The sequence below is a fragment of the Candidatus Chloroploca asiatica genome, from assembly GCF_002532075.1.
GTDB lineage: Bacteria > Chloroflexota > Chloroflexia > Chloroflexales > Chloroflexaceae > Chloroploca > Chloroploca asiatica.
In genome coordinates, this window is record NZ_LYXE01000157.1 from 32,720 (window position 1) to 54,387 (window position 21,668).

The following is a 21,668-nucleotide window of genomic DNA, read 5'->3' on the forward strand; positions in this document are numbered from 1 at the left end:
ATTACGCAGATGCGGACGCTCTAAATCTGCGTAATCTGCGGATGATCAGGATGACTTTGCATCAGCCCTACCCCGTAGATCCGCAGTCGCCCCAACACCTTGCAAATGAGCTCACGCGAAGGCGCGAAGGCGCGAAGGTTTCGCTCACCTACACAAAAAACTCTGCGCCTTTGCGCCTTTGCGTCAAACTTCCTTAGCCCCGTGCCCAACGATCCATTGCATCGTCAGACTCGCCAGGCGATCAAGCACCTGTACCGAGTAAGCAATGTCCTCTTCACGAGTGTCTTCGATTTTGTTGTGCGAGATACCGTAGAGACTCTGCGAAAAGATCATCACCGTTGGGATCCCTGCACGCGCAACTTCGGCGGCATCGTGAAGCGGGCCGCTCGGCAGCAGATGCACTGTGCCGCAGATGGCGCGGGTGGCTTCTTCTCCCAGCGCGATCAGATCAGGGTGAAATGGGATTGGCTCAATTTGCCAGATCCGTTCCCACGCAACCCCACACTTCTCTTCGACAGCAAAACGCTCAGCGGCGTCTTGCGCCTCTTGCAGCATAGCGGCAAGCGACGCGGCTTCCATGTGGCGCTGATCGAGGGTGATCGTACACTCGGCAACAACTGCGGTCACAATGCCCGGTTTCGTGATGCAACTTCCGACGGTGCAGACCCCGCCGTGGCGCTTGGCAATTTCACGAATTTCCAGGCCAAGCTTCGCCGCCGCACCAAAGGCATCGCGCCGTTTGTCCATCGGCGTCGAACCTGCGTGCGCCGCCTGGCCGGTAAAGGTAATCGCGTGGCGCTCGACGCCAAAGGTGCCAATGACGACCCCAACCGGCAAACCCATACTTTCGAGCACAGGGCCCTGTTCAATGTGCAATTCGAGATAGGCCGCCGCCTTGGCCGCCTGACCTCCGCAGGCCTTCGCCTGGTAGAGATCCACCCCCTGGGCTGCGAGGGCGTCAACCAGACGGAGGCCGTCTTTATCGCGCAGATCGGCGACACTCGCCGGATCGAGGTTGCCCGAAAAAGCACTGGAGCCAAGCAGACTCCGCCCAAACCGGGCACCCTCTTCATCAGCCCAGTCAACCAGACGCAACGTGACCGGTGGCGTGCCTTCAGCGGCCATACGACGCATAATTTCGAGCCCGGCCAGCGTATTCATACAGCCATCGAGCCAACCCCCATTGGGCACTGAATCGATGTGGCCGCCGATCAACAAGGCCTGTTCCGAGGCGCCTGGCAGGGTCGCCCAAAGATTACCGGCCTCATCAGTCTCAACGGTGACCGGCAGTTCGGCCAATTTTGCTTTCAGCCACGCCCGTGCCTCTGCCCAGGTCTCGGTCCAGGCGACGCGCTGGGCACCGTCTTCATTGCCGGTAAGCGCACGCAATTCTTTCAACTCGGCGATCGTGCGGGCAGGATCAACACTTGCTGCCGTCATGCTTCTTCCTCTTCATCTACAACCCAAACGGGCGACGATGCACAAAACGCCCGGCGCCTGCTTCGCCCTTCCACTCGCCATTGTCCACGAGCACCTGACCGCGGGAAAGCACGGTACGCGGTGCGCCAACAACTTCCCAGCCCTCATAAAGGGTGTAGTCGGTGCGCTGGTGCTGCGTAGCGGCACTCAGGGTTCGTTTCGCCTCGGGATCCCAGATGACCAGATCGGCATCAGAGCCGGGCGCGACGGCACCTTTTTGCGGATAACAGCCAAAGAGCCGGGCCGGGTTGGTCGAGCAGAGTTCCACCCAGCGGTTGAGCGAGAGCTTGCCGGTGCGCACGCCATGGGTATAGAGCAGCATCAAGCGCTCTTCGATACCAGGGCAGCCATTGGGGATCTGGGCAAAACTGGCCTTGCCTAACTCCTTGCCAGCCGTGCGTCCGTCTTTGCCGCCGTCAAACCAGAAGGGACAGTGATCGGTCGAGACGGCCTGCAACGAGTTGTCGGCAACACCCTGCCAGAGCGCGACCTGGTCGTGTTTTTCGCGGAACGGGGGCGAGCAGACCCATTTGGCCCCTTCGAAGCCCTCGCGGGCGAGATCATCTTTGGTAAAAAAGAAATACTGGGTACAGGTTTCGGCGAAGATATGGCCGGCCCCACCGCGCGCACGCGCCAGACGCACTGCTTCAAGCGCACCGGCATTGGTCAGGTGAACGACATAGAGCGGCGCACCACTCACCTCAGCGAGCCGCACTGCCCGCGCTGTCGCCTCGGCTTCAAGCTCGGGCGGGCGGGTCAAGGCATGATACTTTGGGGCAAGCTGGTCGGCGGCAAGGGCATCTTTGATCAACACATCAATCGCATCGCCATTTTCGGCATGCACCATAATAAGCAACTTATGTTTGGCCGCCTGCTGCATCGCCCGGAAGAGCGTCATATCATCAACCTGCAACGCACCCTTGTACGCCATAAAGAGTTTGACGCTCGTGACGCCATACTCCGCACAGTGGGCCATCTCCTCCAGCAGTGCCTCAGAGAGATCGGTAATTGCGACGTGAAAGCCGTAATCAATCACCGCCTTGCCAGTCGCCTTGGCCTGCCAGATATCAAGCGTCTCACGGAGCGAGGCGCCTTTGGGCTGGATCGAAAAGTCGATATGCATCGTTGTCCCACCAAACGCAGCGGCCCGTTGACCAGTGAAAAAATCGTCCGACGAGACTGTCCCACCAAAAGGCATATCCAGATGGGTATGCACATCAATGCCACCGGGGATCACATAGGCCCCTGACGCATCAAGCACCTTGTCACCAGACAGGCCCTGCCCGAGCGCTACAATCTGTTCGCCCTCAATCAACACATCAGCGGGAAACGTATCGCCCGCTGTTACCACGGTTCCACCCTTGATCACAGTTGACACACCTAGCTCCTTTGCTCAGTTTCAGGATCCGACCGACTTGCTTGCGGAACCAAAGGCAGGCACAACCTGGCTGCCATAGACCTCAAGGCAGGCCTCTTCTTCGCCGCTCATCAGATAGATATTGAACTGATGGACACCAAGGGCAGCCAGTTCGTGGAGGCGACGGCGATGTTCTTCAACCGGGCCAACAATGCAGAAGCGATCAACGACATCGTCAGTGACAAACGTGGCATTGCTCGAGCCGACTTCCGCATGCTTCTGGTAATCATAGCCGGCCCGCGCACTGACATACTGGGTCAATTCGGGTGGCAACATCGTCTGGTCATAACGGGCGAGCAGATCAACCACATGGTTCGAGACGAGGGCGGGGAACCAGCGCACCTGATCGCGCGCATAGGCCAGATCATCAGCCACCCAGACCGGGGCGGCGGCCATCACCTTGATGGAGGCCGGATCGCGTCCTGCGGCGCGTGCGCCCTCGTGGAGGAAGCCGAGGCACCACTTGATCAAGGCGGGATCGGCAAACTGCAAGATCACCCCATCGGCAATGCGTCCAGTCAGATGCAACGCTTTTGGCCCATAGGCTGCGATCCAGATGGGCATCGAGGGTTCCGGATGGCACCGTTCTTCGCATGTGGGGCCACAGGTATCCTGGCAGGCCCAGGGCAATTGCACCGTCTGTTCTTCGTGGCTCACCGGGCGTCCGGTGGCGAGCGCACGGATCTTGAGGGCTGCGACTTCGAGGTCGGCTAGCGTCGTCGGTTTTTTGCCCAGGACACGCCGCGAGCTATCACCGCGACCAATGCCAAGATCCATGCGTCCGCCCGAGATCAGATTCAGGGTTGCGAGGCTACTTGCGGTCACGGTAAGATCCCGCACCGCCGGATTAGTCACACAGGTACCCAGGCGCATATGTTGGGTATTATGCGCCATCAACGTCAACAATGGATATGGGTCTTGCCAGAGCACATGCGAGTCAAAGACCCAGGCGTACCGAAACCCTACCTCTTCAGCCTGTTTTGTCAATGCCACGCTACGGGTTGGTGGCATGTCAAGCTTGAGTGTGATGGCAAATTCCATAATTTTCTCGACTTTTTTGATTGCACACTATATAAAAAGCTTGTACTGGTGAAAACGACTGGCAAAGCTGGTCGTTTTTACCAGCACAAGCTTGGGGGCCTGTGGCCCCCAACCGAGCCTATGGCGACGCCGTCTCCCAGATTTCGTGGGTATAGGCGGCAGGATCAGCAGGCTGCGTGATGACACCGAATTCGAGCGCCGTTGCGGCGGCAAAATCAAAGAGGGCAGGCTCGAGGAAGCCAACCGTGGTACTGGGATCAATTGGGTCGCCCCAGATCAACTTGTTGACCTCATTCATCTGCCAGGTCTGCGCCTCGCGGGTCATGACCCCACCGCTATCCTGGCTGAGCACGCTATCCACGCACGAGTCAACATTGTCGCGGCAATAGGCCCATCCTTTGATCGAAGCACGCACAAAGCGGGCCGCAATATCTTTGTTGGCCGGATCAGCGGTGAGCCAGGTTTCGCTCACAAAAATGCCATCCTCGGGCATCGCCGTGCCAAGTTCATTGTAGTCAATGATATTCAGTTCCTCGATCGTATGCCCGGCACTCAAGACCTGATAGAGCTCGTTGTAGGTCATGGCGGCGGCGGCATCAACCTCTCGATTGAGCAAGAGGTTCATATCAAAGGGTTGCTGGACAAGGTTCAAGTCGGTATCAGGATCAAGGTTAAACTTGCTCAAGGTCGCGAGCAAGTTATACTCGTTGCCACCAAACCAGACGGCGATATTGCGCCCGGCAAAATCCTCGGGCGAGGCAATGCCACTATCGGCCCATGCCAGGTGCCGCATCCCGGCACGGGTGTAGATCTGGGCAATATTGACCAGGGGCACGCCCTGCTCGCGGGTCGCCAGCAGACTCGCCATCCAGTTGATCCCAAACTCGGCCTGCCCACTTGCAACCACCTGCTCAGGCACAATGTCGGGGCCACCGGGCCGGATCGTTACGTCAAGCCCTTCTTCGGTATAAAAGCCCTGATCAAGAGCGGCATAATAGCCCGCAAACTGGGCCTGCGCCACCCACTTCAATTGGAGACGGACAGGATCAAGCTCGGCAGCGGGTTCAGGGGCGGGCTCGGTGGTTGGTGCAGCGGGTGCTGCAGGGGGAGTCTGTCCACAGGCTGCCAGGATCAGGCTAGCCACGATCATCACCAACAAGAGAGCAAAACGCTTCGCAATGGGCATAACAAGAGCCTCCTTCAAGATACATTTGCACACGATAAGACCATACTACCCGACAGGTGGAAACGATGAAGCTCCTTTCTCTGCGTATGTTTGCCCAAGAAAGCTGCGTTGCACACGAGCGTCATTGCCCAGAATGCCGTTGCTTCCACGGCATAACCCACCGTTCAATCAAGACAATGACGAGATAGAAGATCAGCCCATAGAGGCAGGCGACCATGATCGCCGACCATGCTTCACGGGTGCGCAAAATCCCTGCCTGCGTCTTGATATAGACCCCGAGGGCATTCCGGGGGCCGCCAAAAAACTCGGCTACCACGGCACCGATCATGCTCAGGGTCGCGCAGACTCTGAGGGCATTGAAGAGAAAGGGCAGCGCGGCTGGCATACGTAGCTTGAGAAAGACATCGCGTTGGGGGGCGGCATACGACCGCATCAAGAGCAACGCATCGGCGCGAGGTGAAATAAGCCCGGCGTAGACGCTGACAAGCGTCGGAAAGAAGGTCATCACGGCGATCACCCCGATCTTTGAGGCGGCGCTGACACTGCCGAGCCAGATGCCCATCAGGGGCGAGAGGGCAATAATTGGCACAGCACTTGCAGCCACGGCGAGGGGCAACAACCCATCAGCCACAAACGTCCAGCGCACACAGAAGATCGCCACCAGCACCCCGAGTGAGCACCCGATGGCGCTCCCCATCAGTGCATTGCTAAACGTCACCATGCCAATGCCCAGCAAAAACCAGGGGCGTTCGAGAAAGGTCGCCATAATCTGACTGGGGGCTGGCAAAAGATAGATCGGGATCTCAAACAGCCAGACCGCCCCCTCCCACAGGGCAATCGCCACAAGAAACGTCAAGACAGGCGGCCAGAGGATATGAAACCACTTTGCGACCTGGTCGGTGCTACGTACTGCCGGGGTTGAAACCGTCGTTGCTTGCATAGGCTTACCCTGCCGTCTCCGTTGCCCGGAGGCACTCGCGCACCTCGGTGACAAGGGCAAAAAACTGTGGATCTTCGCGGGTCTCGAAGGCGCGCGGGCGGGCGAGGTTGACCTCAACCACCCGTTGCACCCGCCCCGGACGGGGGGACATCACGACCACCCGATCCGCGAGAAAGACCGCTTCGGGAATGCTATGGGTGACAAAAATGACCGTTGGGCGGGGTTCAGCCTCCCACCAGATACTGAGTAGTTCGAGTTGCAAGCGCTCACGGGTAATCTCATCAAGTGCCCCAAACGGCTCGTCCATCAACAGGATCGACGGGGCAAACGAAAGGGCGCGGGCAATCGAGGCGCGTTGTTGCATGCCGCCTGATAACTGATGAGGGTAGGCATCACCAAAATCCCCAAGGCCAACCAGTTTGAGCAGTTCCATGGCCCGTTGACGCCGTTGATCTTTGGGGCGACCCATAATCTCAAGCGGCAGTTCAACGTTCTTGCGGATCGTACGCCAATCGTAGAGTACCGGGGACTGGAAGACAATGCCATAGTCGCGATCACGACGCGCCTGGTCGGGGGTTTTGGCCTTGATGCGTACCGTCCCATTGCTCGGTTGCTCAAGATCGCCGATCAGCCGCATCAGCGTACTCTTGCCGCAGCCACTCGGCCCAATGAGCGCAATAAACTCACCGGCGGCAATGCGCAGGGTCACATCGTGCAGGGCCGTGACAGGTCCCGCGCCACCCTGATAAATCTTCGACACCCGCTCGAACTCAATAATTGGTGTATCCATAGCTTCAACGCTTCACAATCAGGCGCTCAGCGAGCGCAACGAGACCATAAAAGACCACGCCGATCAGCCCGGCGACGAGAATCGCCAGGTAGAGCGCCGGAGGGCGCGAATTATAGAACTGGGCGGCATTTAGGATCATCACCCCGATGCCTTCACTGCTGCCCGAGGGTAACTCGGCGACAATCGCCCCAATGACACTGGCCGACGCAGCAATCTTGAGTGAGGCAAAGAGATAGGGGAGCGAAGCGGGCAAGCGCAACTTCCAGAAGGTCTGGAGTGAAGAGGCCGCATAGGAACGCATCAGATCCAGGCTCTGCGGGGAAGCCGAGCGCAGGCCACGCAGCATGCCAATCGTCACCGGGAAAAAGGTGAGGTAGGCCGCAACAAAGATCTTGGCAACCCACGGCTCGGCCCCCATCCGCCCGAGCCCCACCACAACCATTGGTGCAATCGCCAGAATTGGTACCGTCTGCGAGCCAATGACATACGGCATCAAGCCGCGTTCAAGGATCGGCATGCGCATAAAGAGGAGCGCCAGGCCAAAACCGAGCAACCCACCAATGAAAAAGCCACCCATTGCGACCCGCAAGGTGGCCCAGGCATTGATCAGCATCTGTACGAGCAAGAGCGGCCCATTGCCACCCTGTGTGCGGGTAAACATCGTCGTCACAATATCGCCGAGGTGGGGCAGGCGCTGATCAGAGATCCCAAAGAGCACTTTGCTGCCTTCCCAGATGAGAAGCAGCACTGCGACAAGCCCAACAACCGGCAGCATCCGCCGTACTGCCGTTACCATGACTGTCCGCACCCGCACTGAAGACGAAGGAGCAACCGAATATGCCAAGGCCAACCTCCACCTGATGGATGAGGCGTCCACACACATGCAACCCTGGGGGGATGGCCGGGTACAGCATTGTCACCAGGCCGACGGCTGGTCATTACACACACCGGGGCGCTAACATCGCGAAGAACCGGCGGGAGGGGTATAAGCTTTTTGTTCCGGGCTGAGGTATAGTGTAGCGCCGCTAGCGCTATTTGTCAACGGAGGTGTAAAGCTGGTGACGGCATTTGGTTGGGGGAACGTAAAAAAGCCAGCGTAGCTGGCTTTTTTACGTTCCCCCAACCAAATGCTTAATAGAGGAACATTGGCTTGCCGACGAGGTGGGTAATATGAGGTTTGTACTGCTCGGTATCGTAGAGCTCAGGCACATCAACGCGCTTGACGCCGCGGATACTCGAGTCGACGAGCACCGTCGTATAGACCCCGTTTTGCAGTGCAACCATCACGCCATCGTGGCCTTTCTCGAGCTGCTGGATCGCCAGGTTGCCAAACGAGGCGGCCACCATACGATCGAGCGAGTCGGGGGCACCGGCACGCATCAGATAGCCGAGTTGTTGATTGAGGATATCCACCTTGGTGATCTTGGTGAGCGCTTCACCAACGATCTGTCCAATTCCACCGAGCTTGCGGTGCCCATAGGCATCTTCCTGCCCATATTCGACCACCTGCCCACCAAGCATACTGGCACCCTCAGAAATAACGAGGACGGCATAATTGCTCGGGTTGTTGCGCCGATCATCCATGATGAAATTGGCGACACGCTCGATGTCAAAGGGCACTTCACTGATCAAGGCCCGATCAGCATCACCAAGATAGGCCGAAATAAGGGCCGTTTCACCACTGTTGCGCCCAAAGAGTTCGACCACCGCAATCCGCTCGTGGCTTCCTGCCGGGGTACGCAAGGCATTGATGAATTCGACACTGCGGGTTACTGCGGTACTAAACCCGATACAGTAATCAGTGCCAAAGACATCGTTGTCCATTGTCTTGGGAATCGCGATAACGCGAATGCCCTCTTGATGCATCCGGGCAGCATAACTCAGTGTATCATCACCACCAATGGGGATAAGCGTGTCAACGCCGAGATGCTCGAGAACCCGCAGCACATGCGGCGTCGCATCAATGAGCTTCTTCTCACCTGATGGCTCAAATTTGCCCTGGAGAAAAGCGGGGATAGCCGCTGGTTTTACCTTAGCTGGATTGGTCCGTGAAGTATGGAGATGCGTGCCACCAGAACGATCAATTGTCCGCACATGTGCTGGTGTCAGCGGTTGTATCCATTCGGAGCTTCCATCGGGATCGTCAGGATTGTAGTTGAGCAGACCTGCCCATCCCTTACGGATACCAACAACTTCCCATCCATTTGCCGCTGCACGGTTAACCACTGCTTTAATACACGGGTTTAGACCGGGCACGTCACCACCACCGGTGAGAATACCGATGCGCATAGTCACTCCTTCATAGCCTTATCGTACCCTTTGTCACGGATACTGCTTGATGCTCGATGCTTAGGCCGAAGGCTGCATGTAACCGTTCGATACGTTATCGTAAGCACAGAACATCCCTTTACACCATTGTAGAGATGGTTCCTAACAGGTAGATGGCTGAACTACTTGCATGTAAACGCGTCTCGTGCCGTCTATGATAATCCTTTGCTAGCGGCTGTGTGGTTAAGATTGCTTTCCGCAAGGTAGTGATTAACAAAGCTAAGATCATTATATATGCTTGGCCCTGTGGCCATAGGCCACAGGGCCAAGCATGTTATGTGCGGTTCTACGTAGGCCACAGGGCCAAGCTTGCCATGGGCGGTTGGGCTACGGTGAACAGCAGACTGTACTATAATGCAGGTATGAAATGCTTGCGTACAATCTGGTTGCTGTTGCTCGCACTGCTCGTGGCGATGGTCGCTACTGGGTGTGCTGATTCTCCTCCATTACCGGAGATTGTGGTCGAACAAGTCAGTGAACCCTCGCCAACACCGACGCTCGTGCCTCGCCCTTCGGCGACGCCGTTGCCCACGCGTGTACCGCCGACACCGACGCCCACGCTTCCTGCGCTGTCGATTTGGGTTGCGGAAGAAGGCCCCGCGCTCACTACGGTACAGGCGCTCTTCGCCGATCTGGCGCAACGCGCCGACCTTGAACTCGAGGTTGTACCCCGCCCACCCGATGGTCTCCGTTTGAGTATCGCGACAGCGTCGGTACGCGGTGAGCCGTTGCCTGATCTGATCTGGGGGCATCAAGAGGATCTTGCTGGTCTGTTGATTGATGGTCACCTGCAGCCGGTTCCCGACGCTCTGCGTTCAACCGAGGCATTGCCAGCGTTGCTCACCACTGCAACCTATGATGGTCTGCTCTGGGGTGTTCCGGTGCTGGCACGCAATAGCCTTTTGTTGCTCTACAATCGTGAGTTGATCGAGGCAGCGCCCGCCACCAGCGATGAGTTGATTGTCCGTGCGCGGGCGGCGCGCAATCCAATGACAGCCGGTCTGGTGATGGCCTGGACTGATCCGCATTGGGTGTTGCCCTGGTTGCATGCGTTTGGGGGCGCTCCAACCGATCCTGCCGGCGCAACGATTACGCTCAATACGCCGGCGATGACGGCCACTCTGAACCTGATGCGTGAGTTGTATACCGCCGCCCCAACCAATGGCGATAGCTATGCGCGTGGGCAGCGCCTCTTTGCCCAGGAGTATGCCGCTTTTGCGATTGATGGTGACTGGGCCTTGCCCCGCTATCGTGCGGTCAGCGAGACCCTTGAACTCGGCATTGCTCCGTTACCGATGGTGCCCGCAACCGGCAAGGCCCCACTTGCGCCCCTTGGGGGCACCTATCTGATGGTTACAACCGGGTTGGAGCCGTCAGGCCTGGCCGATGTCGCGACACTTGCGGCGTTGCTCAACGAACCTGAGGTGCAATTCACGTTGGCCCGTGAACTCGAGCGCTTACCTGCACAACAGGCCGTGCTGTCACAACTCGTCAATAGCGATGATCCCGCGCTGGCCGCAGCCGCCCGGCGCGCCGCCGAAGCACCTGGTTTGCCGCCAACACAGGCCGTCCGTTGTGCGCTCTATGGGATCAATGCCTGGATGGGCCGGCTCCTTGCCGGTACGCTTGAGGTCAATCAGGCCCCGCTGAATATGCAACGCGAGGCCGAAGCGTGTCTGAGTCGCTTTTAACGACGATCCCCACCATTTTCTGGGACAAGGTTTCAGGGTGCTTTACAATGTATGCTCATCGGCGTGCCGACTTCAGTCGGCACGCCGAGTCGAGAGTAAAGCGGCTGAGCCGACCCTCCCAGAAGATTGCGGTGGTTCTATCTGGTCACATGTGACCGAATGTTGCGGAGGAAGCTATGCGTTGTCAAGCCTGTGGTGCCGATCTGCCCGATGAGGCGGCTTTTTGTATTGAGTGTGGAACCCCAACCGAGCGACCAGGTGTCACCGGTGCGACCGTTGTATTGCCAAAGACCAGCGACCCCAACGTGATCACATGTGCCGCATGTGGGGCCTATAATCCACCGTATGCGGTCTTTTGTGTGCGTTGTGGTCAGCGCCTCGGTGATCCTGCCGCCATGCCAACGCGCAGTTCGCCACCTATCATTGATCTTGAACCTACCCGCGATCTGGCTGCACCACCAGCACCTGCACAGCCATGGGCACAGCCGGCCACTGATGCAATTGCCGCGGTGATCTTCTTGGTTGGTCTGGCCCTGCTCTTCTTTACCCGTCAATTCTGGCCGGGTATTCTAGTTGTGGTTGGCCTCACCAGTTTTGTCAGCGAAGCCCTGCGTGGGCGCTACTTCAATGGCCTCAATAGCATCATCTGGCTTTTTGGTCTGGCTCTGCTTTTTACCATCCCGCGGATCTTTTTGCCAGGCATCCTGGTCTTGATTGCGCTGACCGTCGCCGTTGATTGGCTCCGCCGTCGTTTTGAGACACGGTGATGGCTTCCAAAATCGCTGCTGCACTCCCCACCCGCCCAGAGTGGTTCGCGCCGTGGTGACACGGTGATGGCTTCCAAAATCGCTGCTGCACTCCCCACCCGCCCAGAGTGGTTCGCGCCGTGGTGACACGGTGATGGCTTCCAAAATCGCTGCTGCACTCCCCACCCGCCCAGAGTGGTTCGCGCCGTGGTGACACGGTGATGGCTTCCAAAATCGCTGCTGCACTCCCCACCCGCCCAGAGTGGTTCGCGCCGTGGCGGCCAAGCCGCCACGGCGCGAACCACTACAACACGATCTTTTCTAGCTCAAGCGGCTCCCCACCGGGTTGCAACCAGGCAAGAAATTCCTGATTGCCGGCGGGGCCGGTGATCGGCGAGCGGGTCAGGCCGCATGGGGTGAGCCCGATTTCGTTGGCCGCGCCGAGTACCTGGGCAATGACACTGCGGTGGATCGCCGGATCGCGCACCACACCGCCCTTGCCAACCTGGGCGGGGCCGGCTTCAAACTGGGGCTTGATCAGCGCTACCACCCAGGCACTCGGCGTGATCAGGCGCTGGATCGCTGGCAAAACCAGCTTGAGCGAGATGAAGGCAAGGTCAACCACCGCACAATCGGCCAGGGGCGCTCGAGTCGAAGCGTCGGCCCCAGGCACAGGGGGCAACGCCTCCAGGTAGCGAATATTCGTCCGCTCCAAGGTCACCACCCGCGCATCAGCACGGAGCCGGTACTCAAGGATGCCGTAGCCGACGTCAACCGCATAGACAAGGCGCGCCCCGCGTTGCAGCAAGACATCGGTGAAACCGCCTGTCGAAGCACCGGCATCCAGGGCGGTCAGGCCAACCGGGTCAAGCCTGAACTGATCGAGCGCATGCGCCAGTTTGTAGCCGCCACGACTCGCGTAGGGCAGCGCAGCGACGACCTCAACGGCGCAACGCGCATCAACCTGCATTCCAGGCTTGCTCGCGGGTTGCCCATCAACCTTGACACTCCCGGCCATCACGAGCGCCTGCGCCTTGCTACGGCTCTCGACGAGGCCACGCTCGACCATCAGCGCATCAAGACGAAGCTTCATTGGTCGTTACGTCCAGCGATCCTGGAGCACCTCGAGCCGGGAAATTTCGGTCTCGAGCTCACTCACCATCGTGCGCAACCAGTGTGGAGGCTCATTGTGTGGATCGTGCAACTTGAAGCGCAAGCGGCGCAACTCGGTGCGCCGCTGGTGCAATTCGCCAACAACCGTCTCGCCAACCGCACGCTCGCGTTGCTCTGATGATGGTTCAGGCGCGTGCGCAAGATGCGCCGTCACCAGGGCCGTCACCAGATCATCAAGGGTGCGTCCTTCACGTTGCAGCAGTGCAAGCAAGCGTTCACGTTCTGCGGGTTCAAGGTAGATGCGCGTAGGAATAGTAAATCGACCTTGCATAGGCACCTCGCTTTAGTTGCGCAATTTCGCCTCAAGATAGCCCTGCAATTCGCCGATAGCGACCCGTTCCTGCGCCATCGTATCGCGATCACGCACGGTAACCGTTCCGGTCAGCGAACCATCTTTGCCTTCACCAATGGTGTCAAAATCAACCGTGACGCAGAACGGCGTTCCAATTTCATCCTGACGCCGATAGAGCTTGCCAATCGCTCCGGTATCATCATACACCGTACGCATATTATTTTCTAGTTGAAGTTGGCGCCGAATCTGCCGGGCTGTCGCAACGATTTTTTCGTGGTTCCGTTTCAGCGGAAAGACCGCCACTTTCACCGGGGCGAGCCGCGGGCGTAGATGGAGCACGGTGCGATAGTGTTCATCAAGCAGCGGCTGGGCCTGGCCGCGCAGCTTTTTGCCAAGATCGATCAGATCGGCCCCCGGCATCGCCAACAGCGTCTCGACGGCGGGCAGGCGTTCGGGGAGCGCGGCAGCAATGCTCTGGCCCTGTTCGAGCAGTTCATCACGTTGCTGCGGGCTCATCTTCTCATTGCGCCCGACCGACTTCAGAAAAGCCGCCAGCGCCTCACCAACCGCTGTCAGGCGCTCGGGCGCGGGCGGCTTCGTCATCTCTTCAGCATACGCTTCACAGAGCACTGCCAGCAACCCACGGCCAACCCCGGCTGAAGGCTCGATCACATAGGGCACCAGGTGCGTTTTGCGCTCGGCATCATAGTAGGTCAGACGCGCCGTACTATCGTGATTCGCATTCACACGGGCCGTCAGGTTGAGTTGCGCCTGGTCTTTACTATGCGAGCCGAGATCATAATCGGTACGATTCGCGATGCCCTCGATCTCTTGCACCCCAATAGAGGGATAATCGTACATCAAATCATAGGTACGTTTCGAATAGTGGGCCAACTCATCAGCCGGCACATCATAGATCGTAATGCGCTCGCGGGGCACCCCGACCGAGGCCCACCAGTCGAGGCGTGCCTGGAGCCAGTGCTCGTGCCAGGCTTCATCGGTACCCGGCAACACAAAAAACTCAATCTCCATCTGGTCAAACTCGCGCACCCGGAAGAGGAAATTGCGTGGATTGATCTCATTGCGAAAGGCCTTACCGACTTGCGCAATCCCAAAGGGCAACTTGCGGCTCGTCGTCGTCAATACATTCGCAAAATTGGCAAAAATACCCTGGGCTGTCTCGGGGCGCAGATAGGCAAACGCCTCATCATCGGCGACCGGCCCGATGGCCGTCTTGAACATCATATTGAAATCGCGTGGCTCGGTAAAGCGGCCCTCACATGTTCCAGGACGCTGATCAGGATGCAACAGACAGCGCGCATCGGCAAGCTTATCCGCACGAAAGCGCCCCTTGCAGACCAGACAATCAACCAGTGGATCATTGAAGGTCTGCTCGTGGCCGGAATACTTCCAGACCAACCGATTCATCAGAATCGCCGCATCGAGCCCCTCCATATCATCACGGGCATAGACATTGGTGCGCCACCAGTCAGCGATCAGATTATTCTTGAGTTCAACTCCCAGCGGCCCAAAATCATAGGTTCCCTGGAGACCGCCATAGATCTCGCTCCCCGGAAAAATAAAACCCCGGCGCTTACAAAGCGAGACGATCTGATCCATCGAAAGAGCAGGCATAAACTAATCCTCATCCTGAACGGCATCTGCCTTAACTTCGGCTGCGGGATAGGCCGCGTTGAGTTGAGCAAACGTCGGCGACAACGAAGCTTGCTCGCTCTGCATGATTGCATAGATCTGGGTGGTTGCAAGTGACGCATGGCCCAGGCGCTCTTGCACTTCACGCAGATCGGCCCCATTAGCAAGCATATGGCTGGCAAACGAATGGCGCAGCGTATGCGGCGTCAGATCATAGAGCCCAAGCTCTTCGGCATACCCCTTGAGGATCAGCCAGAAGCCCTGACGGGTCAACCGCTTGCCACGGTGATTCACAAAAAGCGCCGTCGCACGCACACCGTCTGACCGCGTTAACTGTGAACGCGCATTATCGAGGTACTCCTCGATCGCCACAAAGGCCGTATCATTTAGGGGCAAGACCCGTTCGCGCCCGCCACGGCCTGCGCAGCGTATGGTGCGCGCTTCGAGCGACAGATCATCGAGCTCAAGCGCCACCAGTTCACCCACGCGCATCCCGGTCGCATAGAGCAATTCAAGCATGGCTTTATCACGCAACCCCTCAGACGATGATGAGCGAAGAGGTAACTCGAGGAGTTCATCAACCTGGAACAGGGTGAGCGATTTTGGCGTATAGCGATCAACCTTGGGTGAGTCAATGGCCGTTGAGGGGTCAACCTCGATCAAGTGCTGACTCACGAGATACGCAAAAAACGCTTTCACTGCTGCGGTACGTCGGGCAACGGTACTATTGGCATACCGACGCTCACGCAAAAAGATCGAAAAACCCATCACATGATCAGGGGTGACATCAGTCCAGGCCCTCACGTCTTGTTCCTGCACATACGCGACAAGTTGATCGAGATCAATGCGATAGGCCGAAATCGTATTTGGAGCTTTGCCTCGCTCAGTCGCCAGATACACGAGAAATTGATCAATCAACGCTTGCATACATCTTGTTTCCGCTGGTCAGATTTGCCACAAAACCATACAGGACATGCGTGGTGTTCTTTGAGGAGGCGGGTAGAGCGTATGGTAACGCAAAGGCTATGGGGTGTCAACCGTCGGGTGTGGTATACTGCCAGAGTCTCAAGCCCTCTATCATTGATGGTATTATGCAAACAATGCTTGTGTTCAATCCGACGGCTGGCCAGGCTGAAACGCTCGAGCGCGAACTGGAAGTTGCGGCGAGTGTCTGGCGTGAGCAAGGCTGGCGGGTCGTGCTTGAACCAACTCGTGCGGCCGGGGATGGGCGCCGTCTAGCACGTCTGGCTGTGGAACAGGGCTATCATCTGGTTATCGCCGCCGGTGGTGATGGCACCATCAACGAGGTCATCAATGGGCTCGTTGGTTCGCAGACGGCCCTGGCGACGTTGCCGCTCGGCACGATGAATGTCTGGGCGCGTGAGCTCGGGTTGCCGTTGCAACCCCGGGCCGCCGCAACGGCCCTGTTGAGTTGGAAGCCCCGCCCGATTGACCTCGGACGTGCCGGTGAACACTATTTTCTGTTGATGGCCGGGATTGGCTTTGATGCCGCGATTACGGCGGGCGTCAAGCCTGATGAGAAACGCCGCTTTGGCGCCCTTGCCTATGTGGTGCGTGGCATCGAAGAGGCTTTTCGTATCCGGGGGGCGCGCACCCGCATCACACTTGATGGCCGACCGTTCCGGGGGCGCGTGCTGATGATCGTGATTGGTAATTCGCAACTCTATGGGGGCCTGGTCAAAATTACCCATCGGGCTAGTATTGACGATGGTCTGCTTGATGTCTGTGTGATTAAAGGCTACAATGGCCTCAGCGCCCTCCGTCGGCTGGGGGCGATTCTGTTGCGTAGCTATAGCCAGGATCCTGATATTGCCTATTACCGTGCCCGTACGATTGAGGTAACCTCGCGCCCGCGGATGCCGGTACAGGTTGATGGCGATCCCATCGGGATGACCCCGATGACCTTTGAAGTTGTGCCTGGCGCACTCATGGCCCTCTTGCCGCCCAATTTGCCCGAGGATCTGGTTGCGCCCCTGACGAATCGTGAGGCCCGTCGGCTGTTGCCCTGGATTATCAGTTGGTTTGTGCGACGGTAGGGTTGCGTCTATGCGACGATACAGTTTCTTCCTTCTGCTCATACTGGCCCTGCTCTTGACCGCTTGTGGCGATCATTCGCAACCATCAGAGCCAGTCGGATCCAACCGCGAGACGTCTGAGCCTGTGGTGCGCGGCGAGACATTGGCTGGACGGTTGCTCTTTGTGCGTGATGGGGTCATCTGGCAATGGAAGGGCAACGAGGCACGGCCAGTCTTCGGGTCAGGTGAGGCCGTGCATCCGGCCTGGTCACCCAACGGTGATCGCATCGCTTATGTTGTTCGCCACAACAGCTTTAGCGATGTCCTGCTGATCGATGCCGAAGGCGGCCCTCTCGCCCAGTTAACCGAATTTGGCACTACCGAGCCACCCAACAGCCTCAGGCGTGTCTATGCAAGCCGGTGGGCCTGGTATCCTGCCTGGCACCCCAATGGCATGCAAATCGTCGTGGCAGCCCAGGCCGCCCCACCCGTGGGTGACCCGCCGGCCGACTATAACCTGAGTCTCGCGTTACTTGCGGCCAGCCCCGGGCCAATCAGCAGCCTCTATGCCGATAGCAATGCCCATGTTGGACGCAGTGCCTTTAGCCCCGATGGGGCGGTGCTCGTCTTTACGCGGGCTGGCCTCGGGCCGCAGGGGGCGCAGCAACTCTATCGGCTTGATCTCGCCACCCGCGAAGCCCGCGTCGTGCCAGGCGCACCGGTGCCGAGCTATGATCCTGCCTTTTCCCCTGATGGCTTCTGGCTCGCTTTTGCTGCCCGTGATGATGGTGGCACCGATCTCTTTGGCTTGCCCTCGGGCGGGGTTGGGGTGCCCCAACGCCTCACCAGTCTGGGCACTGCCCGTAGCCCTGCTTTTGCCCCCGATGTGACACAACTCGCCTTTCTTGCCATCGCCCCCGGCGAAACAGGCTTTGACCTCTGGGTCGCTGATCTGAGTCTCTCGGAACTGGGGACGCTCGTCGCCAGCGAGCCCCGGCGCCTCACGACAGGCATGCAGCTTGATGTCGACTCAGGCGTCGCCTGGGCACCATAAGCGCCCCTGCCAACAGCCATCCATCGCACGTTTGGCGTCTAGATGCGCTCTAAACACAATACTTTTCAAAGAAGCTCACGCGAAGACGCGAAGACGCGAAGGGTTAAGCTCACCTACGCAAAAACCTTTGCGCCTTTGCGTCAAAATAGCCGCCTTCTTTGCAAGGTATTGGCTCTAAACACCCTTTGCGCCTTTGCGTCAAAGCAGAGGCAAAACCCCGGCTTCGGTGACGATCAGGTCAACGGGCACATCGTGGGTTTCACGGGGTACCTGCGCCACCTGCTGGCAGGCAAAAGCAATGCCGATATGCAAACCAGGGCTCATTGCCAGCAGGCGATCATAGTACCCTTTGCCATAGCCAAGGCGGTAACCCTCTGCATCAAAGGCAAGCAATGGCACGAGGGTGATCTGCCATGTCCCGGGCTCGGCAGGTTCCCGCATGGTCGGGTAGAGAGTCCCAAAGCGCCCAGTGACAAAAGCCGCTGGATCGAGGCTGCGGATCCAACTGTTGGCCAGAGTGCCATCAGGCTCAACGACGGGAACCGCCACGCGTTTGCCCTGGGCCAGCGCCTGCCGCAACAGCGGGCGCAGGTCAGGTTCACTCTGCATCGGAAGAAAGGTATGCAGGGTTAGCGCCGCTTGATATGAGGGGAGGCGTTCCAGGTGCGCGCAAAGCGCCTGCGTATGCATCTCACGCCCGGCCAGCGCTTCGCGACGCTGGCGCATCACGCGGCGAAGTTGTTGTTTCTGCACCGAAATGTCTGTTTGCATCGTGCGCTCGGCGATCCCTGAGTTTTGTGCGCCTCAGGCCTCAACTTCATGCGTTGACGATGGGTACCTGCGGTACCCATCGTCAACGCATGGTTTACACATCATCGCTTGACGTTGTCACGTTCCGCTTCTATACTTACTTGCACTTGCAACTATTGCACATGAGAGGGTTACATATGGCCCCACTGAGCCTTGCGTCGCTGGCCCTGCAGCAGCATCGCCTCATCCACGATATCTATGTTCTCCTTGACGACGGTGACCGGCGGGTTCTCGCCATAACCCGGCTTACCCCACTCGAATTTGCGGTTCTGCAACGGCTTGATCTGGAAGAGGGTCGACGTCTGACGGATATTGGCGCTGAGTTGCTGTGTGTCAAGAGCACGATTACGCGTCTGGTTGATCGCCTCGAGGCAAGTGGCCTTGTTCAGCGCACGCCTGACCCTGACGACCGCCGTGCCCAGCGGCTTCTTTTGACCAGTGAAGGGTATGCACTGTGTACAAAGGCCTCGGCATTGCATAATGCGGCGGTCGAGCGGCGGATGGGTTTGCTGGAGCCGACTGAACAAGAGATACTTGCGTTGTTGCTCGAGAAGCTACGGACGAACCTGCATCGTGATCTGAGCGACAACGCCTAGCAACGACTGACGATCACAGCTTGCCAATGCGATCAAGGGCGGCGTTCCACGCCTTCATACGATCGGGATTGCCACCGACATCAGGATGATGGAGGCGCGCCATCGCTTTGCGGATAGCATTCACTTCATCTTCCGTGATTTGACCGGCCAGCGCGGTAATATCAATCACCGGTTTGCCGTAATCGGCCTCATGCGCTACCCCCGAGGCCAAGCGCTGGGCACGGGCCCGCCAGAGGTCGCGTTCGTTCGTGAGCGTCGTATTTTCACGCATCGTCTCGGTCAAGGTCGCGACCATCTTGGCATGGGCACGTTGCGCTTCACCAAACGCCGCAATAGCTTTGTCGAGTTGACGGCGTAACCCGCGCACGGCCTGTTGCGCTTCGGCAAGCTCACGGCGCAACAAATCATATTCGCGCTGGGTAAACCCCTCAAGCGTCGGAGATAGATCCTCTGGCTGTAACACGCGTATCCTCCTGATGGTTGCTCGCGGCGTATCTTAACAGTATAGCGCGTTCAGAGATATTATGCTAGCAGATCATCGCGTAGGTATCTGTGCTATAATTTAGAGAATTTCTTTCGTTCAAATTAGGCAATGGGCTCATGAGCGACCTGATTAGCATCAAAGGTGGGCGCGACGGGTTACGGATGCGCTTCGATGATACTGCTGATTGGCCTGCTCTGCTGGTTCAGCTTGAACAGCAGTTGACGCAGAACCAGGCTTTTTTCAATGGCGCACGGCTGACCCTCGAACTTGGTGAACGATCCCTTGATGAGATCCAGTTGAGTGAATTGTTGAACCTGTTGCAACATCATGGTGTCGTCGCTGATGCGCTCAGTGCCAATGCACGTGCAGCACGCAATGCTGCGCGTGCCGTTGGGATCACGGCCCGTCCCTTGCCTCGTTATGCCGATCCGCCCCCGGGTACCCCTTCCCTTGCCCCCGAAAGCGAAGCATTGCTGCTGACCCGGACGGTACGCTCGGGGCAGGTGCTCCGTCATAGTGGGCATATTACGCTCATTGGCGATCTCAACCCCGGCGGTGAATTGATTGCCGGGGGGAGCGTGATCGTCTGGGGGCGGTTGCGTGGGTTCGTTCACGCGGGGGCCCTCGGCAATGCCGAGGCGGTCATCTGCGCCCTCGAGTTGTCACCAACTCAGTTGCGCATCGCCGATCAGATCGCAACAACGCCCCCGCGAGGCAGTGGGCCGCATGTGCCCGAGGTTGCACGGATTGAGCAGCATCAGATTGTCGTTGAGTCGTGGGAAAACTATAAGCGGTAATGGGTCAGGTCAAAGGAGGTGGCGTTCCCGCCGACTTCTTCGACCTCGCTCGCAGTGAGTGGAGTGTCTATGGCGCGCGTTATAACCATCACCTCGGGCAAAGGCGGTGTCGGCAAGACAACAACAACGGCGAATCTCGGCACAGCGCTGGCTATGCGAGGCGCACGTGTAGCCGTGATGGATGCTGATATCGGGTTGCGGAATCTTGATGTGGTGATGGGCCTCGAAAATCGCATTGTCTATGATCTGGTTGATGTGGTCGAAGGTCGCGCACGCCTCCGCCAGGCCCTCATTAAAGATAAACGCCTACCTGAACTCTGCCTGCTTCCCGCAGCCCAGACACGCGATAAAGATGCCGTGAGCCCTGATCAGATGGTCTATTTGACCAATCAGCTGCGCACCGAGTTTGATTTTGTCTTGATTGACAGCCCCGCTGGCATCGAAGGTGGTTTTCGCAATGCGATCGTCGGGGCTGATGAGGTGATTATTGTCACCACGCCCGAGGTGTCGGCAGTACGTGATGCCGATCGCATTGTGGGGCTCGTCGAGGCGGCTGAAAAGGGGACGCCGAGTCTGATTGTTAATCGGATTAAGCCGCGCCTCGTCAATCGTGGTGAGATGCTGTCCGTTGAGGATGTGATTGAGTTGCTCGCGATCAATCTGCTTGGTATTGTGCCCGATGATGAGGCCATTGTGACTTCGACAAACCGCGGCGAGGCCGCTGTCTATGACCAGCATTCGCTGGCTGGGCGGGCGTTTCTGAATATTGCTCGCCGCCTCAATGGGGAAGAAGTGCCGTTCCTGCCCCTCCAGGATCAGCCTGGTGTGCTTGAACGCTTTTTTGGAATCTTTGGCCGTCGCCGTACGTAGCGAAAGGACTCTGCTGTGGGCTTTTTAGGCAATCTCTTTGGGGGAGGGCGCCGCGATCGTAGCGCCAGTGTTGCCAAGCAGCGTCTGATGATGGTGCTGGTAGACGATCGCTATAAGCTGACCCCCGATATGCTTGAACAGATGAAAATTGAAATGGCCGAAGTGCTTTCACGCTATTTGCCCCATGTTGACTCTGATCAGATTGAAGTTACCCTGCTTCGCGGGGAGGCAAATGATCATTTGAAAGCCGAAATTCCACTGAAACGTGGCCGAGATGAGTGATAC

22 protein-coding genes are annotated in these 21,668 nt (G+C 58.1%); 8 read left to right on the forward strand and 14 right to left on the reverse strand.

Annotated elements, in window-relative coordinates:
* Positions 1-183: 183 nt before the first annotated feature.
* The 8 genes from A9Q02_RS18810 to A9Q02_RS18845 all read right to left on the reverse strand — a co-directional run bounded on the left by A9Q02_RS18810 (position 184) and on the right by A9Q02_RS18845 (position 9,142).
* Positions 184-1,440: a Zn-dependent hydrolase gene (locus A9Q02_RS18810; RefSeq protein WP_097654618.1), complete on the reverse strand. Its 1,257-nt coding sequence runs from the start codon at positions 1,438-1,440 to the stop codon at positions 184-186.
* Positions 1,441-1,456: 16 nt separating this feature from the next.
* A complete protein-coding gene (gene hydA, locus A9Q02_RS18815; RefSeq protein ID WP_097654619.1) occupies positions 1,457-2,857 on the reverse strand; it encodes a dihydropyrimidinase in 1,401 nt (466 codons plus the stop codon).
* Between the two features lie 21 nt (positions 2,858-2,878).
* Entirely contained in the window at positions 2,879-3,937 is a 1,059-nt protein-coding gene (locus A9Q02_RS18820) for a TIGR03842 family LLM class F420-dependent oxidoreductase (protein WP_097654620.1), read from the reverse strand.
* A gap of 118 nt (positions 3,938-4,055) precedes the next feature.
* Positions 4,056-5,123, reverse strand: coding sequence for an ABC transporter substrate-binding protein (locus A9Q02_RS18825; protein WP_097654621.1), 1,068 nt, complete (start codon positions 5,121-5,123; stop codon positions 4,056-4,058).
* A 121-nt stretch (positions 5,124-5,244) separates the two neighbouring features.
* Positions 5,245-6,063, reverse strand: coding sequence for an ABC transporter permease (locus A9Q02_RS18830; RefSeq protein WP_097654622.1), 819 nt, complete (start codon positions 6,061-6,063; stop codon positions 5,245-5,247).
* 4 nt (positions 6,064-6,067) lie between these two features.
* The gene (locus tag A9Q02_RS18835; RefSeq protein ID WP_097654623.1) at positions 6,068-6,853 is read right to left on the reverse strand and encodes an ABC transporter ATP-binding protein; all 786 of its coding nucleotides are present in this window, start codon (positions 6,851-6,853) and stop codon (positions 6,068-6,070) included.
* A 4-nt stretch (positions 6,854-6,857) separates the two neighbouring features.
* Complete coding sequence (locus A9Q02_RS18840) at positions 6,858-7,697, reverse strand: ABC transporter permease (RefSeq protein WP_172451149.1); 840 nt, start codon at positions 7,695-7,697, stop codon at positions 6,858-6,860.
* Between the two features lie 287 nt (positions 7,698-7,984).
* Positions 7,985-9,142 (reverse strand): 6-phosphofructokinase, encoded by a 1,158-nt coding sequence (locus A9Q02_RS18845; protein ID WP_097654625.1) that lies wholly within the window; start codon positions 9,140-9,142, stop codon positions 7,985-7,987.
* A gap of 410 nt (positions 9,143-9,552) precedes the next feature.
* Between A9Q02_RS18845 and A9Q02_RS18850 the strand changes: the two genes are divergently transcribed.
* Together A9Q02_RS18850 and A9Q02_RS18855 are read left to right on the forward strand one after the other, a co-directional pair.
* On the forward strand, positions 9,553-10,872 hold the full coding sequence (locus A9Q02_RS18850) for a sugar ABC transporter substrate-binding protein (protein ID WP_172451151.1): 1,320 nt from the start codon (positions 9,553-9,555) through the stop codon (positions 10,870-10,872).
* Positions 10,873-11,048: 176 nt separating this feature from the next.
* Positions 11,049-11,639, forward strand: coding sequence for a zinc ribbon domain-containing protein (locus A9Q02_RS18855; protein WP_097654627.1), 591 nt, complete (start codon positions 11,049-11,051; stop codon positions 11,637-11,639).
* A 283-nt stretch (positions 11,640-11,922) separates the two neighbouring features.
* Here the strand turns inward: A9Q02_RS18855 and A9Q02_RS18860 are convergent, their stop codons facing one another.
* Genes A9Q02_RS18860 through A9Q02_RS18875 form a run of 4 tightly spaced genes read right to left on the reverse strand, consistent with a single transcriptional unit; the run spans position 11,923 to position 15,663 of the window.
* Positions 11,923-12,711, reverse strand: coding sequence for a TlyA family RNA methyltransferase (locus A9Q02_RS18860; protein ID WP_097654628.1), 789 nt, complete (start codon positions 12,709-12,711; stop codon positions 11,923-11,925).
* A gap of 6 nt (positions 12,712-12,717) precedes the next feature.
* Positions 12,718-13,062, reverse strand: coding sequence for a hypothetical protein (locus tag A9Q02_RS18865; protein ID WP_097654629.1), 345 nt, complete (start codon positions 13,060-13,062; stop codon positions 12,718-12,720).
* 12 nt (positions 13,063-13,074) lie between these two features.
* Positions 13,075-14,718 (reverse strand): glycine--tRNA ligase, encoded by a 1,644-nt coding sequence (locus tag A9Q02_RS18870; protein ID WP_097654630.1) that lies wholly within the window; start codon positions 14,716-14,718, stop codon positions 13,075-13,077.
* 3 nt (positions 14,719-14,721) lie between these two features.
* Positions 14,722-15,663 carry a tyrosine recombinase gene (locus A9Q02_RS18875; protein ID WP_097654631.1) on the reverse strand — a complete coding sequence of 314 codons (942 nt, stop codon included), beginning with the start codon at positions 15,661-15,663 and terminating at the stop codon, positions 14,722-14,724.
* A gap of 164 nt (positions 15,664-15,827) precedes the next feature.
* On the opposite strand from A9Q02_RS18875, the gene A9Q02_RS18880 reads away from it, so the two are divergent.
* Both A9Q02_RS18880 and A9Q02_RS18885 read left to right on the forward strand, forming a co-directional pair.
* Complete coding sequence (locus A9Q02_RS18880) at positions 15,828-16,793, forward strand: diacylglycerol/lipid kinase family protein (protein ID WP_097654717.1); 966 nt, start codon at positions 15,828-15,830, stop codon at positions 16,791-16,793.
* Between the two features lie 10 nt (positions 16,794-16,803).
* Positions 16,804-17,826: a TolB family protein gene (locus tag A9Q02_RS18885; RefSeq protein ID WP_097654632.1), complete on the forward strand. Its 1,023-nt coding sequence runs from the start codon at positions 16,804-16,806 to the stop codon at positions 17,824-17,826.
* A gap of 198 nt (positions 17,827-18,024) precedes the next feature.
* On the opposite strand, the gene A9Q02_RS18890 is transcribed toward A9Q02_RS18885, so the two are convergent.
* Positions 18,025-18,597, reverse strand: coding sequence for a 5-formyltetrahydrofolate cyclo-ligase (locus A9Q02_RS18890; RefSeq protein ID WP_097654633.1), 573 nt, complete (start codon positions 18,595-18,597; stop codon positions 18,025-18,027).
* 176 nt (positions 18,598-18,773) lie between these two features.
* Here A9Q02_RS18890 and A9Q02_RS18895 point away from each other — a divergent pair, with 176 nt between their 5' ends.
* The gene (locus A9Q02_RS18895; protein WP_097654634.1) at positions 18,774-19,232 is read left to right on the forward strand and encodes a MarR family winged helix-turn-helix transcriptional regulator; all 459 of its coding nucleotides are present in this window, start codon (positions 18,774-18,776) and stop codon (positions 19,230-19,232) included.
* 13 nt (positions 19,233-19,245) lie between these two features.
* Here A9Q02_RS18895 and A9Q02_RS18900 read toward each other — a convergent pair whose 3' ends face one another.
* Positions 19,246-19,695, reverse strand: coding sequence for a hypothetical protein (locus A9Q02_RS18900; protein WP_097654635.1), 450 nt, complete (start codon positions 19,693-19,695; stop codon positions 19,246-19,248).
* 137 nt (positions 19,696-19,832) lie between these two features.
* On the opposite strand from A9Q02_RS18900, the gene minC reads away from it, so the two are divergent.
* From minC to minE, 3 genes are all read left to right on the forward strand, one after another.
* On the forward strand, positions 19,833-20,513 hold the full coding sequence (gene minC, locus A9Q02_RS18905) for a septum site-determining protein MinC (RefSeq protein ID WP_097654636.1): 681 nt from the start codon (positions 19,833-19,835) through the stop codon (positions 20,511-20,513).
* Positions 20,514-20,582: 69 nt separating this feature from the next.
* Positions 20,583-21,383: a septum site-determining protein MinD gene (gene minD / locus A9Q02_RS18910; protein WP_097654637.1), complete on the forward strand. Its 801-nt coding sequence runs from the start codon at positions 20,583-20,585 to the stop codon at positions 21,381-21,383.
* Between the two features lie 15 nt (positions 21,384-21,398).
* Positions 21,399-21,665, forward strand: a complete 267-nt coding sequence (gene minE, locus A9Q02_RS18915) for a cell division topological specificity factor MinE (protein WP_097654638.1) — start codon at positions 21,399-21,401, stop codon at positions 21,663-21,665.
* The last annotated feature ends 3 nt before the right edge of the window (positions 21,666-21,668 follow it).

Bases quoted from the DNA above. Each gene is read 5' to 3' on its own strand.
- minC (WP_097654636.1), top strand. From the start codon at position 19,833: ATGAGCGACCTGATTAGCATCAAAGGTGGGCGCGACGGGTTACGGATG.
- A9Q02_RS18885 (WP_097654632.1), top strand. From the start codon at position 16,804: ATGCGACGATACAGTTTCTTCCTTCTGCTCATACTGGCCCTGCTCTTG.
- A9Q02_RS18835 (WP_097654623.1), bottom strand. From the start codon at position 6,853: ATGGATACACCAATTATTGAGTTCGAGCGGGTGTCGAAGATTTATCAG.
- A9Q02_RS18895 (WP_097654634.1), top strand. From the start codon at position 18,774: ATGGCCCCACTGAGCCTTGCGTCGCTGGCCCTGCAGCAGCATCGCCTC.
- A9Q02_RS18890 (WP_097654633.1), bottom strand. From the start codon at position 18,597: ATGCAAACAGACATTTCGGTGCAGAAACAACAACTTCGCCGCGTGATG.
- A9Q02_RS18865 (WP_097654629.1), bottom strand. From the start codon at position 13,062: ATGCAAGGTCGATTTACTATTCCTACGCGCATCTACCTTGAACCCGCA.
- A9Q02_RS18830 (WP_097654622.1), bottom strand. From the start codon at position 6,063: ATGCAAGCAACGACGGTTTCAACCCCGGCAGTACGTAGCACCGACCAG.
- A9Q02_RS18855 (WP_097654627.1), top strand. From the start codon at position 11,049: ATGCGTTGTCAAGCCTGTGGTGCCGATCTGCCCGATGAGGCGGCTTTT.
- A9Q02_RS18825 (WP_097654621.1), bottom strand. From the start codon at position 5,123: ATGCCCATTGCGAAGCGTTTTGCTCTCTTGTTGGTGATGATCGTGGCT.
- A9Q02_RS18870 (WP_097654630.1), bottom strand. From the start codon at position 14,718: ATGCCTGCTCTTTCGATGGATCAGATCGTCTCGCTTTGTAAGCGCCGG.
- minD (WP_097654637.1), top strand. From the start codon at position 20,583: ATGGCGCGCGTTATAACCATCACCTCGGGCAAAGGCGGTGTCGGCAAG.
- A9Q02_RS18860 (WP_097654628.1), bottom strand. From the start codon at position 12,711: ATGAAGCTTCGTCTTGATGCGCTGATGGTCGAGCGTGGCCTCGTCGAG.
- A9Q02_RS18810 (WP_097654618.1), bottom strand. From the start codon at position 1,440: ATGACGGCAGCAAGTGTTGATCCTGCCCGCACGATCGCCGAGTTGAAA.
- A9Q02_RS18880 (WP_097654717.1), top strand. From the start codon at position 15,828: ATGCAAACAATGCTTGTGTTCAATCCGACGGCTGGCCAGGCTGAAACG.
- A9Q02_RS18875 (WP_097654631.1), bottom strand. From the start codon at position 15,663: ATGCAAGCGTTGATTGATCAATTTCTCGTGTATCTGGCGACTGAGCGA.
- A9Q02_RS18820 (WP_097654620.1), bottom strand. From the start codon at position 3,937: ATGGAATTTGCCATCACACTCAAGCTTGACATGCCACCAACCCGTAGC.
- A9Q02_RS18845 (WP_097654625.1), bottom strand. From the start codon at position 9,142: ATGCGCATCGGTATTCTCACCGGTGGTGGTGACGTGCCCGGTCTAAAC.